Source organism: Natrinema sp. DC36 (assembly GCF_020405225.1).
GTDB lineage: Archaea > Halobacteriota > Halobacteria > Halobacteriales > Natrialbaceae > Natrinema.
In genome coordinates this window covers 3,509,038-3,521,404 of the sequence record NZ_CP084472.1, presented here as the reverse complement: position 1 = coordinate 3,521,404, position 12,367 = coordinate 3,509,038, and the positions used below count along the sequence as shown (strand labels likewise).

Annotated in this window: 12 protein-coding genes and 1 tRNA gene; 4 read left to right on the top strand and 9 right to left on the bottom strand. The window is 63.9% G+C overall.

Annotated elements, in window-relative coordinates:
• Nucleotides 1-297: 297 nt before the first annotated feature.
• A tRNA-Pro gene (locus LDH74_RS18000) sits at nucleotides 298-370 on the bottom strand.
• A gap of 83 nt (nucleotides 371-453) precedes the next feature.
• On the opposite strand from LDH74_RS18000, the gene LDH74_RS17995 reads away from it, so the two are divergent.
• Nucleotides 454-708 (top strand): pro-sigmaK processing inhibitor BofA family protein, encoded by a 255-nt coding sequence (locus LDH74_RS17995; RefSeq protein WP_226040059.1) that lies wholly within the window; start codon nucleotides 454-456, stop codon nucleotides 706-708.
• Nucleotides 709-819: 111 nt separating this feature from the next.
• Here LDH74_RS17995 and LDH74_RS17990 read toward each other — a convergent pair whose 3' ends face one another.
• The 8 genes from LDH74_RS17990 to LDH74_RS17955 form a co-directional block, all read right to left on the bottom strand.
• The gene (locus LDH74_RS17990; protein ID WP_226040058.1) at nucleotides 820-1,515 is read right to left on the bottom strand and encodes a hypothetical protein; all 696 of its coding nucleotides are present in this window, start codon (nucleotides 1,513-1,515) and stop codon (nucleotides 820-822) included.
• 146 nt (nucleotides 1,516-1,661) lie between these two features.
• Nucleotides 1,662-3,728: a DEAD/DEAH box helicase gene (locus tag LDH74_RS17985; RefSeq protein ID WP_226042557.1), complete on the bottom strand. Its 2,067-nt coding sequence runs from the start codon at nucleotides 3,726-3,728 to the stop codon at nucleotides 1,662-1,664.
• Nucleotides 3,729-3,836: 108 nt separating this feature from the next.
• Nucleotides 3,837-4,937, bottom strand: coding sequence for an ABC transporter substrate-binding protein (locus LDH74_RS17980; RefSeq protein ID WP_226040057.1), 1,101 nt, complete (start codon nucleotides 4,935-4,937; stop codon nucleotides 3,837-3,839).
• A 59-nt stretch (nucleotides 4,938-4,996) separates the two neighbouring features.
• On the bottom strand, nucleotides 4,997-6,103 hold the full coding sequence (locus LDH74_RS17975; RefSeq protein ID WP_226040056.1) for an ABC transporter substrate-binding protein: 1,107 nt from the start codon (nucleotides 6,101-6,103) through the stop codon (nucleotides 4,997-4,999).
• A gap of 49 nt (nucleotides 6,104-6,152) precedes the next feature.
• Nucleotides 6,153-7,016, bottom strand: a complete 864-nt coding sequence (locus tag LDH74_RS17970) for an ABC transporter ATP-binding protein (protein ID WP_226040055.1) — start codon at nucleotides 7,014-7,016, stop codon at nucleotides 6,153-6,155.
• On the bottom strand, nucleotides 7,016-8,125 hold the full coding sequence (locus LDH74_RS17965; RefSeq protein ID WP_226040054.1) for an iron ABC transporter permease: 1,110 nt from the start codon (nucleotides 8,123-8,125) through the stop codon (nucleotides 7,016-7,018). The genes LDH74_RS17970 and LDH74_RS17965 overlap by 1 nt, the downstream gene beginning before the upstream one ends.
• Before the next feature lie 114 nt (nucleotides 8,126-8,239).
• The gene (locus LDH74_RS17960; RefSeq protein WP_226040053.1) at nucleotides 8,240-8,605 is read right to left on the bottom strand and encodes a cupin domain-containing protein; all 366 of its coding nucleotides are present in this window, start codon (nucleotides 8,603-8,605) and stop codon (nucleotides 8,240-8,242) included.
• A gap of 204 nt (nucleotides 8,606-8,809) precedes the next feature.
• Entirely contained in the window at nucleotides 8,810-9,004 is a 195-nt protein-coding gene (locus tag LDH74_RS17955) for a cold-shock protein (protein ID WP_005554588.1), read from the bottom strand.
• Between the two features lie 480 nt (nucleotides 9,005-9,484).
• Here LDH74_RS17955 and LDH74_RS17950 point away from each other — a divergent pair, with 480 nt between their 5' ends.
• The 3 genes from LDH74_RS17950 (at nucleotide 9,485) to LDH74_RS17940 (ending at nucleotide 12,320) form a co-directional block, all read left to right on the top strand.
• Nucleotides 9,485-10,501 (top strand): NADP-dependent oxidoreductase, encoded by a 1,017-nt coding sequence (locus LDH74_RS17950; protein WP_226040052.1) that lies wholly within the window; start codon nucleotides 9,485-9,487, stop codon nucleotides 10,499-10,501.
• 426 nt (nucleotides 10,502-10,927) lie between these two features.
• Nucleotides 10,928-11,074: a hypothetical protein gene (locus LDH74_RS17945; RefSeq protein WP_176548140.1), complete on the top strand. Its 147-nt coding sequence runs from the start codon at nucleotides 10,928-10,930 to the stop codon at nucleotides 11,072-11,074.
• A gap of 154 nt (nucleotides 11,075-11,228) precedes the next feature.
• The gene (locus LDH74_RS17940; RefSeq protein WP_226040051.1) at nucleotides 11,229-12,320 is read left to right on the top strand and encodes a hypothetical protein; all 1,092 of its coding nucleotides are present in this window, start codon (nucleotides 11,229-11,231) and stop codon (nucleotides 12,318-12,320) included.
• The last annotated feature ends 47 nt before the right edge of the window (nucleotides 12,321-12,367 follow it).

Below are 12,367 nucleotides of genomic sequence, written 5' to 3'. Positions count from 1 at the left end.
CGGATAATCGAACAGCCGACAGACCACTCACTGGGTGGGTGAGTCGGTGGGTGGGCCTGTTTTCACTAAGGGAGGGGAAGAGCGACTGCTGAGAACCGTTCTCACACAGAATTTTATCGATTTGAGGAAAACTGGTGTATAAGGGTTGCGTAAGCCTTATTTTCGCGGTAGGACCGACCGGATTTGTACTAACGGAAGACGGTCGCTCTCGCTTCGCTCGAGCGCTGCGACTTCCGAGGTTCAAATCCGTGCTCTTTCCAATGGCTGCCGCTCACGAGTTTGTTCGCGGCAGCAATATGGGATCGCCCGGATTTGAACCGGGGTCACGGGCACCCAAGGCCCGAAGTATACCAAGCTAACCCACGATCCCGTATCTATGCAAACCGCGCCCACGTCATAAAGCGTTTCGTTACGGTCCGAACGGTTTTGCCCGGTGCCGTGATAGCGCCAGCCATGACCGGACTCGAGATACTGCTTCTGATTCTCGTGTTGGTACTCGTCCTCGTGGCGGCACAGCTCATCGAGGTCGCGAGACCCTTCATCGTCAACGCGGTGGGTGGACTCGTGGTGTTGTACCTCGCCCAGGTCGTCTTCGGTGTCGGAGTGGCGGTGACGCCACTGACGGTTGCAATCGTCGCGATCGGTGGCGTTCCGGGCTCGTTGCTCGTGCTCGCGCTCTCGCTATTTGGTGTCGCCTTCGTTCCGTGAGCCCCGCTGATCGGCGTCGAACCGTCGATTCATACGGTCTGCCGTACCGATGTCCCAGCGCACCCGTCTGGCGGGTCGCGGGTGCGCCGGAACTGACGGACCGTTTCCGTCTCAGTTTCCGAGAGTACGTGCGATGTCCTCGTCGGTCGCTTCGGTGACCGCATCGGATCCGGTATCAACCGTCGACTCCTCGTCCCACTCGGCCAGTAACGCCGCGACGTCCTCGTCGGTCGCTTCCGGGAGCGACTCGTGGGTCTCGTCGTCGGCGACGACGGCGTCGAAAATCGTCCCGAACGTCGAGATGACCCGGTCCTCGTGGCGCGCCGGATCGAAGTGAAAGTGGGCGTAGGCGTCGACGCTCGAGAGCCGGTTCGTGAGGACGTGTGCGAACTGGAAGACCTCCTTCGGCGAGCTGTGGCGAAGCAGGGCGTCGAGCGAGTCGAAACAGATCGTGATCTCCCCGCCGGTTTCGTCCCAGTGTTTACAAAACCGGCTGACTGCGACGCCGATCGCGGAGAGGTCGGTTGGATCGGTCACCGAATCGGTGACGACCGGCCGGGTGAAATCAGGCTCCGATTCGTCGCCGGCATCGGTTAGGACCTCCCCGATAGTGAGCTGACCGAGCGGGCCGTCGATCGCCTCCTCGTCGGGACAGTCGGGCTCCTCGTCGGCGAAGGTGACCGCGAGATGAGCCGTGTCGCTGTCGTCGTAACACAGCTCTTCGCAGGCGTTTGGCGCTGCTCGTCTCGAGTGGACGAGCAACACGTTCGCGGGCGGATCGATCGCGGCTGGCGTCGTCGTGTCCATGGTGACAGCTCCGGGTCGGATGCCCGTACTGGCTATCGATTGAACGCTGCCGTCCTTTACCGTTCCGGCCGTCGAGACGGCTCACAAACGATCGTGGCCGCCGTTCGCTGCGCCAGTGACAGTCACGGATCGCACCGCTGGCCTGATTAGAGGTCCTCGTCGCGGAGTTCGATATCCGCGACGAGTTCGTAGGGATGGGCGTCCTTCCGGATCCCGTCGAGAAGAGTGAACGCCTGGCCGGGCTCGAGGAAGTGTTCGGTCACCACGCGACCGAGCGGCGTGGGTTCGAAGCCGTCGATGAACTCGTACTGCAGCAGCTTGCCGATAGCGTGTTTCGTGGGGACGTCGCCGAGCATGCGGTCGTTGAGTGTCTTCGCAGCCTTGCCGCCGACAGTGACGTTCGCGAGCGTCTCCTCGACGGCCGCGGCCTCGTCGTAGTGGGTCATCACCGACTCCATATCTCCTTTGAGGAGTTTGAAGGCGACCTCGTCTTCGCTCATCTCCATCGAGTTGTGGTAGACGGTGTCGGGTTCGACGAGGACGTACACCGTCCCCGTGTCGTGGTAGTCGGGCCGGCCCGCGCGGCCGAGCATCTGGTGGAACTCCTGGACCGAGAGCCACTCGATACCCATCGCCAGCGAGTCGAAAATGACCTGCGAGGCGGGGAAGTCGACCCCTGCAGCCAGCGCGGCGGTCGTGACGACCGCCGAGAGCTCCTGGTCGCCGAACTTGCGTTCGACCGTCTTCCGGCGCTTGTAGTCCAGCCCGGCGTGGTAGGGGGCGGCCGAGTAGTCGAGTTTTCGCGAAATCTCGTGACAGCGCCGCCGGGAGTTGGTGAAGATTATCGTCTGCCCGCGATACCCCTTCGAGGACTCGGTGTCGAACTCGCGTTTGACGAGTTTGTTCTCGACCCGGACTTTCTCCTGACCGTCCGCGAAGGTGACGTGGCGTTCGATCGGGATCGGCCGCTCCTCGAACTCGATGAGCGTGGCCTCGAGCGCTTCGGTGAGCTGCGTCGGGTTGCCGACGGTCGCCGAGAGGTAGACCCACTGTGCGCCGTCGTACTCGTCGCGGCGCGCCGCCCGCTGCTCGCAGGTGTATTTGAGCCGCGAGATGAGGCCGTCGAGGCGGTGGCCCCGGTCCTCCTCCTTGAGGGTGTGGACCTCGTCGATGACGACGGTTCCGATGTCGCCCATCTCCTTGCCCGTTCGCAGGGCGTGGTCGATCCCCTCGTAGGTGCCGACGATGACGTCGGCGTTCGGATCGAACTGGTTGCCGTTGTCGGCGATCCGGCTCGCACCCACGCGGATGGAGACGTCGACGAGGTGGCCGTATTCGTCCTGAAAGTCCTCGTACTTCTGATTGGCCAGCGCCACCAGCGGGACGAGAAAGAGCATCGTCCCCTTGCCCTCGAGGACGCGGTCGATGCCGGTCATCTCGCCGACGAGGGTCTTTCCGGTCGCCGTCGCGGAGACGACGAGTTGGTCCTCGCCATCCAGGAGGCCGTTCTCGACCGCGAGACTCTGGACCGGGAGCAGAGTATCGAACCGGTCCTCGAGCAGGTTCTGAATGCCCGGATGCAGGTTCAACGAGTCCGTCCGAACGGGGTCGACCTCCTCGGTCGTCGCCGAGATGGTATCGAACTTCGTCAGATCGGGATCGAGCTGTCCCTTGAGCAGGTTGACGATCCGTTCTAAATCCTGGACCTCCAGCATGAGGTCTTCGAGGCGCTCCTTGGCGGCACCCGAGACCTCGCCGCCGCCCGAAAAGGAAAGCTGGCGCTCGAGTTCGCGTTTCGCACAGTCCGTACAGATCCAGTCGGTGTCGTCTTTGACGGCGGTCTCGGTAGTGATCGGCGAGTATCGGCCCGCACCGGCGCAGTAGCGGCAGGTCCGGACGGTCTTGACTTTGTCCTCGAGCTGGTAGCCCGCAAGCATTTCCCGAAGGTCGCGCCGACCCGCGCTCGAGGTCTGTTCGGAGATGCGGATCCGCTTGGCTCGGCGGGCGAGTTCGACGAACTCGTCGGGTTGGCGAGGCTCTTCGCTCGAGCCCTCCTTCAGCCGGAACTTCGCGGGGCGGGGCCCGGCCGAGGTTTCCGAGAGCTCGAGTTTCGCACGGAACAGCCGCTTCCCGTCACGTTCGACGACGACGAGGAAGTCGCCACCGGTTTCGTGACAGAAGATGGTATCGACCTGCTGGACCTGCTTCGACACGAGACTGAATAGTAGCGTGGCGTACTTGAGCGATTCGGACTCGAGTGCGTCGAGCGCGCGAGTCGATCCGGATGCGTGCCGTGTCACCGGTTTCGACCGAGCGGTCGCCTAGAAGTCGCCGTTGACGATGTCGCTGACTTCCTGCGGGTCGTACAGTTGCTCGTCGATGCCGTAGAGCCGCTCGGCCAGCTGCTGGGTGACGGCGAGGTTGATGATTGGCCCTTGGTAGAGCGGACCGGCCCGATAGATATTGTCATTCTGGACGGCCGTGAGTTGTTGTGCGGCGTCGTGATCTTTCATCGGCTCGACGGTGCCCTGTACGAACTCCTCCCGAGACTCGTACTCTTCACTGCGCAGCAAGAGATTGTCCGGATCGACCTCGAGCAGCGTCTCGTAGTCAACCTCGCCGCGTCCGCTGTGGAAGTCCTCAACGTTGGTGTTCGCGAGCGCGTCCTCGTACCCGAGGTCCTGTAGAGGTTTGTAACTCGTTCCCTCATCGACGATATACGGGAGGAAAACGTCATCCAGGGGCCACAAGACGGCGACCTGGGGATCGTTCGCGGGGACGGTGTCCTCGAGTGTCGTCTGGAACTCGTCGTGTAGCGCCTCGAACTCCTCGTAGCGTTCCTCTTCCTGGAAGACCTCGGCGAGTTTCTCGAACGCTTGGTACAGTGTCAGGTACTCGTAATCGTCGTGGAAGCCGTAATCCCGCGAGAAGATACTGTTGCCGAAAAACGGCACCCCAGTCGACGCGACTTGATCGATGTCGTCGTCGCTCCACTCGCCTTGACCCTTCAGGAAGTTCGGGTCCATGACGAAGACATCCACGTCCTCGCTCAGATCTATGAACTCCTCGACGGTCAGTTCGTCCGCCCAGAGCGCGTCGATATCGTCCTCGTCCGGATCGACGCTCACGTCGGGGATTTCGTCGTAGTACTGCGTGTGGTACCGGTGGGTGAGGTAGAGGGCCGCGGGAGGGTCCTGGCCCAGTGCGATCCCCATGTCGGCCCAGCTACCGTTGTTGGCCGCCCAGTTTTCCGGGACGCCCTCGAACTCGACGTCGCCGACCGGCGGCATCGATACCGTGTATGCGGTTTCGCCGTCCGAGGACCCGTCGTCCCCGATGCAGCCCGCCATCGCGCTCACGCCTGCGAGCGCTCCCCCCGTTCGAAGCACGTTCCGTCTCGTCCACGTCCGTTTCTCACTCATCAAATTTTAGGTTGGCCTAAAATAGTAAAAGTGTTCCGAAGCCGTCCGACTGATCGGCGTCAGCTGTCGCCGGTAACGATATCGGCGACCGCCTGCCGGTCGAACAGCTCCTCGTCGCCGAATTCGTCGGGATAGATCCCGCGAGCCGCCCGCTCGAGCTGGAACAAGTGAATGATCGGTCCCTGGTAGGTCATGCCACCGTAGACGACGCGGTCGTTCCGGACCGCCCGGAGTTGGCTCGCGACGTCGTGATCGCGCATGAACGAGACGATCCCCTGTTCGAACTCCGACTCGGTGACCGCCCCCTGCTGTCTGATCGCGATGACGTCGGGATCGATCTCGAGCAACGTCTCGTAGTCGATGGTGCCGCTCGCCGCCTGCGCGTCGCCGACGCCGTTCGCGGCGAGCGCGCCGTCGACCTGTAGATCGGTCCAGTGTTTGGACTGGGTATCGTCCTCGATGTGGTACGGATAGAACGCTTCGGGCTCGGCCGAGGCGGGGACCAGGACCGCGACCTCGGGTCGCTCGTCGGGCAGCCGGGACTGGACGTCGGCCAGCACGTCATCGTGGAGTCGTTCGAACGCCTCGTAGCGCTCTCGGGCCTGAAAGACCTCCGCCACCTTCTCGAAGGCCTCGTACAGCGTGTAGCGGGGGTAGTCGTGCCACTCGTAACTGGCCGAGAAGATCGTGTTACCGACGAACGGCGCGACGGTCTCACCGATCTCGTCGACCTCGTCCCGGCTCCAGCCAAGCCGGTTGATCATGAAGTTCGGGTCGATGAGGTGAACGTCGGCCTCGAGTTCGTAGAACACCTCCTGCCCGGTCCCGTCGTCCCAGAGTTCAGTCAGGTCGTCCGGGTCGACCGAGACGCCCGGGAGTTCGTCGTAGTAGTGGGTTCCGTACCGGCTCTGCAGGCCGATTCCGACCAGACCGTCGCCCTGCCCGAGCGCGACGCCCATGTCGGCGTAGTCCCCCGTATAGGGAAGCCACGTCTCGGGAACGGACTCGAACTCGACGGTGCCGACGGGCTCCATCGTAACGGAGTACTCGCTCTCGCCGTCCCCCGAGCCCTGCGTGCCGAGACAGCCGGCGGTCGTCCCGAGTCCGGCGATCGCCGCTCCCGTTTTCATCAGGCGTCGTCTCGTCCGTTTCGAATCGGCTGTCATCAGTTTTTTAGGCTGGCCTAAAAATACAAAAACCTTCCGGATAGCGGCGTCAGGTCCGGCTATCCGGGAGCGCCCGCTTTGGCAGCACCTGGAGTTCGGGCTCGTACTCGACGGTGGCTTCGACGCCGAAGACGTCGGCGAGCAGTTGCTCGGTCACGACCTCTTCGGGCGGCCCCCAGTCGTACAGTTCGCCGTCGCGCATCGCAACCAGATAGTCCGCGAACCGGGCCGCCTGCGAGATGTCGTGGAGAATGACGGCCACGGTGACGCCTTTCTCCTCGTTGAGCTGGCGGATCGTCTCGAGCACCCGGAACTGGTGGTGAATGTCCAGAAACGTGGTCGGCTCGTCGAGCAACAGGACGTCGGTGTCCTGTGCTAACACCATGGCGATCCAGGCCAGTTGCTTCTGACCGCCGCTCAGTTGGCCGAGTTCGGAGTCCCGCAGGTGGTCGATCCCCGCCAGTTCGATCGCGCGTTCGACCGCCCGATGATCCTCCTCGGAGACGCCGTCGAAAAAGCCCCGGTGCGGGTAGCGCCCGTGATAGATGAGATCCTCAACGGTGATCGAGCCGAGCGAGTCGTTCTCCTGCGAGAGGACCCCCATTTCGCGCGCCAGTTCCTTGCGACTGAACGTGTCGAGGTCCTCGCCGTGTATCTGTACGGTTCCCGCGTCCGGCTCGAGGTGCTTCGAGAGTGCCTTCAGGAGGGTACTCTTCCCGCTGCCGTTGGGGCCGACGAGCGCGGTCACCGCTTTCTCGGGGATGTCGAGGCGCGCGCAGTCGACGATGGTCTCCTCGCTCGTCGGATAACTGAGCTCGAGGTCGTCGCCGACCAGTGCGCTCTCGACCGCAACGCCGTTGTCGTCGGTGATCCGCTCCTGTTCTCGATCCGCATTCTGCTGTGTGCGTGACATTATAGCTCACCCATCGATTGCTGTTTCCGCATCAGATAGAGGAAATACGGGCCGCCGATCAGTCCGGTGACGACGCCGACGGGCATCTGGGTCCCGCCCAGCGCGAGTCGCGCACCGACATCGGCGGAAACCATCAGTGCGGGCCCGGCGAAGAGACACCCGATCATCAGCCGTCGGTAGTCCCCACCGACCGTGTTCCGAACGATGTGGGGGACGACGAGGCCGAAGAAGCTGACGATACCAGCGACGGCGATAGCAGCGCTGGCGGCCAGAATAGCGACGGCCGAGAGGAAAAACCGAACTCGTTCGACGCGCATCCCGAGCGATCGGGCGGTACTCTCGCCCAACATGAGGACGTTCAACTGCCGCGCACCGGCGAGCGCGATCGCGATCGCCACGGCCGCCGGCAGGATCGCGATCCGTACTTCTTCCCAGCCGGTACCAGTAAGCGATCCCGTCAACCAGGCGATCGCCGTCTGGACGACGCCCAGATCGTCCGCGAAGAAGAACAGCCCCTGCTGGAGCGACTGAAAGACCATGTTGACGACGACGCCCGCGAGGACGAGTCGGACGGGGCTCGTCCCGCCCTTCCAGGCGATCGTGTAAACGATCACGAACGCGACCGTCCCGCCCAGGGCGGCGATCAGCGGCAGGAACGGTGAGAGGCCGCTAAAGACGACCAGCGTCGCCAGCACGGCGAATCCAGCGCCGGAGCTGACCCCCAGCACGAACGGACTCGCCAGCTCGTTTCGCGTCACGGCCTGAAAGATCGCACCGGAGATCGCGAGCGTCGCGCCGGCGATGATCGCGACGAACACCCGCGGCATTCGGAGGGTCCAGACGACGATGCTCGCGGTGCTCATCTCCGGCAGGTCCGTCCCGAAGAGGAACGCCGACCAGGCGTGAAGATTGAATATCACGCTGGGGTTGAACACCGCCTGCCAGGCCTCGAGGAACGTCATCGAGTACTCCCCGAAGCTCACCTGTACGAGCCCGGCGGCGACGGTAACGACCGTGCTCGCCAGACAAAAGAGGACGAGCATCCCCGTGACCCATCCCTCCCGCTCTCGGGCGGACGCGTGCCCCTCGACCGACTGCGCTTCTGCCATCGTATTTAGGTGTGCCTAAAAGACGTTTAGTAGTTGCGGTTGCAGAGCGGTATGACACAGTACTGTCAAGGGACACAACTGGGCCGGGCAGGATCGGCTCGATCGGCTGCAGTCTCACTCGAGCAGGTCGATCTCGTCGTCCCCGTTCGGAACCGCACAGATGAACGTGCCCCGCCCGTCGCTCTCGTTGCGGTACCAGTGGACTGTCCCCGCTGGGATCAGCAGCGAGTCGCCCGCCTCCACCGCGTGCACCTCGTCGTTGATACCTACCGTGTACTCGCCCTCGAGGACGTACTGCTCGTGTTCGACGTCGTTGGTGTGTTTCGGCACCTCGGCACCGGGCTCGAGGACGAACCGCCGAATCGCGAAGTTCGGCGCGCCGTGGTCGTCGTCGATCAGGACGCCCTTCGAGAGCCCGTCGGCCGCGTCGACCGACTCGTACTCGATCTCGTCGGCGCGTCGCAGTACAGGGTCGACCATACCGTGCATGGGTGCCGGAGCCACAAAACCGTCCGGATCTCCCTCGCTGCGACCGACCGATCCCACGTCGGTTCGGTGTCCATCGATCATCTCGAGACAGCAATATCCGTCCAGTACTCTCGGAGTCAGCGTCGCCGACGACGGTGCTGTCGCTCAGCGGTGTAAAATACTGCAGTCAAGTGCCGATACCAGTTCGAATTCGCCTTACAGGCGCTCGACGTTCGTCGCGCGCGGGCCCTTGGGGGCCTGCTCGATGTCGAACTCGAGCTCCTGTCCTTCCTCAAGGTCCGGGCCGCCGATGTCTTCCATGTGGAAGAACACGTCGTCGTCCGCGTCCTCAGTCTCGATGAATCCGTAGCCGCCAGTGTCGTTGAAGAAATCAACGGTTCCTTTCGCCATTGCTTCTGAAGAGAAGCGCCAGGAAGTCATAAAGGCACCGACTCGTACCTAGCGACGATATTGAGGGAACAGACCCGCTCGAACCGGTATGTGCGGGTTCAGCGGCGGCTCGCTCGTTCCGTCTCCTCCGGGCGCTGCACCGAGATCGATCACGGCGACCGCGACCAGTCCGAGAACGAAGATCGAGATCTGGAACTCCCAGAACGCGTAGTAAACGGGAAGGCAACGCGCTGTCCTCTCCGAAATCGGTCTCGAGGCGTTCGCGCATCGCTGTTCGCCTCCGTTCGACGCGACTCGCACAACGGGACCGACGCGCTCCCGGTCGGCGGACCGAGATGCGCCGTCAGTAGTCGCGCAGGCGGTGTCCCCCGTCAGTAGTGGCACGGACGATGTTCGCGTGCAGGCGATCGGGACGGCGGTCCCGTTCGGACCGGGTTCCGGGAGCCCAATATTGACTTGGGGGCGGGACCAAGGACGGGTATGGCAGAAACCAGGCAGTGGCAACTCGCCAGTCGTCCGGTCGGCGAACCGACCGCGGAGAACTTCGAACTCGTCACCGTCGACCGGCCCGAACCGGGCGACGGCGAGGTGCTCGTCGAGACGCTGTATCAGTCGGTCGATCCCTACATGCGCGGGCGGATGCGCGACGTGGAATCCTACGCCGAACCGTGGAACGTCGGCGAACCCATGCAGGCCGGCGTCGTCGGCGAGGTCCTCGAGTCCGAGGCCGACGAGTTCGCGGAAGGCGACGTGGTAACCGGCGACCTCCTCTGGGCGGAGCACGCGGTCGCCGATGCGGACGAGCTCCAGCCGGTGAATCCGGACCTCGGACCGGTCTCGACGGCGCTGGGCGTGCTCGGCATGCCCGGTGTGACGGCCTTCTGGGGCCTGCTCGACGTCGGCGACCCGAACCCCGGTGACACCGTCGTCGTCTCCGCCGCCGCGGGCGCGGTCGGCTCCGTCGTCGGCCAGCTCGCCCGGATCAACGGCGCGCGCGTGGTCGGCACCGCCGGCAGCGAGGAGAAGGTCGAGTGGCTCACCGAGGAGCTCGGCTTCGACGCCGCGATCAACTACAAGGAGACCGACGACCTCGGCAGCGCGGTGGCCGAGGCCTGTCCCGACGGGATCGACGTCTACTTCGACAACGTCGGCGGCCCGATCACCGACGCCGTCTGGCCCCGTCTCAACGTCCACGCGAGAGTCGCCGTTTGCGGCCAGATCGCGCTATACAACGAGACCGAGGTCCCCACGGGTCCCCGAAAGCTCGCGAAACTCATCGAGACCCGCGCGAAGGTCGAGGGACTACTCGTCGGCGACTATCAGGATCGATGGGGCGAGGCGCTCAAGCGCCTCTCCACGTTCATTCAGGAAGACGAACTCCGCTACCGCGAGAACGTCGTCGAGGGCTTCGAAAATGCCCCCGACGCATTCCTCGGCCTGTTCGAGGGCGAGAACATCGGCAAGCAGCTGGTCAAGGTCGGCGAGCGCGGCGACTGAACGGGTAGCGTCGCGGCTCAGTTTTCCGTTTGGGAACGCGGGTCCGACGAGTCGGTCGTCCGCTCCGCTAGAGCGGCGAACGATAGAGTACGCGACGGAGGAGGGCCGCAGGACCAGCGCACGATGTCAGCGGGGAGGTAACCTGAAAGGGATGTCAGAGGGGCCGGCTGCCCGCATCTCCGAGCTGTCAGACGGGAGTGGGCGGACGGCCGGTCGCAGTCGCAGGGGACGGGCGACAGGCCCCGATCTCGAGGACGCGCCTCGGACGGTGGAGGGCCGGCGATCGAGGCCTATTCGAACGGAGGAACCGCCACACGTTATAGTCAGCGCAAGCTGAAATACCGATTTTAGTTACCGATTCGGGCGGACGGATTCAACCGATCGAGGTCGAAACGGTTAACCACGCTGACAGTGTAGCGGGCGACTATGCTGGATACCCTCATCGGCCTCATCCCCGACGACCCCGTCATCATCGCGGTCGTCGTGATCCTCCTCTCGCTGGTCTTCTTCGCGTATCTCCTCCTGCGACGGACCGTCCTCGAGTTCCGCGACGGAATGCGCGGCGATCGCTGAGCGATCCCAGCGTCATCGAACCCGGTAGAGAAGTTGGTCGGTTATACGGGGAGATAACTGCCGCCTCGAGCGTGGAACGGTCGACTGCGAACTGAAGCGTGACGGTGTTTCGGCGAGCGGAACGTTCATTTCGATAGTATTTGTACAGCGACACATGGCTCCCGCTTCCGGTACCGGGTCGGGCGACGACGATCCAGCGGCGACCACTGACGGGTCGGGCGACGGGCGGTCGAGGCCGTTTCAGCGTCACACTTCCCGCGTCATCGATCGATTCGGCGATCTCTGGGCGTTCGCGCTCGTCCCCCTATTCGTCGCGCTGATCGAGTTCGAGAAGGTACAACGAGCGCTCGACTCTCCCACTCGCGGGTTCGCCATCAACTTCGAGTTCCTCGTGCCGACGCCGCTCGTGACGCTGTGGCGGCTCGCCGATCCGCCGGCACCACCCGCCGCGACGACGCAAGCACCGCGCAGGGAACCGTACGACTCTCCCGCGTTCGGCGACGCCCCCGGTGAGCCGGCTCCGACCGACGGACGGACTGCTCCCGCCGGATCTGCTGGGTCCAGCGAGACGGACGTAACGGTCGAGACGCCGGTCGAAACTGTCGAGGTTCCTCTCGAGGCGATCGGTCTCGAGACGATGACGTGGATCGGACTCGCGCTCGCCGCGTACGCGGTGATTTCGGGTCTACTGATGGCGGGATACGTCGGCGGGATTGATCGACGGCTCCGCGGTGAGCCGATCGCGATCGCCTCGTGTGTCGTCACCTACGCGCCGCGATTCGTCCTGTACAATCTCGTGGTGTTCGGTGCGTTTCTGCTGGTCGTCCCGGTTTTCGCTCTCGCTCCGGGACTGTTCTTGCTCGCGATTCCAGTGATCGTCATCGTCGGCTACGTCTTCTACCCCGTTCCGTTTCTGTTCGTCGTCGACGATGCGCCGTTCCTCGAGGCGTTTCGGCAGGCGGTCCGTCTGACGACCGCGGACGGGCCTGTTCTCAGCTTCGCGCTCTGGCACATCGCTGCCGGAGTCGTCGCGTCGGTGGCCCTGTCGATATCGGTGAGCGCTGGCGGCGCGGGCTTCCTGCTCGCGCTGCTCGTTTCGGCTCCTTTCGGCCTTCTCCTGACCGCTGCGACGGTCTCGTTCTTCCAGACCCACCTCGAAGGCGACGGTCCCGAGATGGCGGGCGGCCCCTCGAGTGGCGACACCGAAACGCCCGTAACAGACGGATATGGCCGGGCGACTGACTGAGTGGGCGGAACCGACCTCGCCGAGCCGTTCGCCGGACGGTTCCCCAT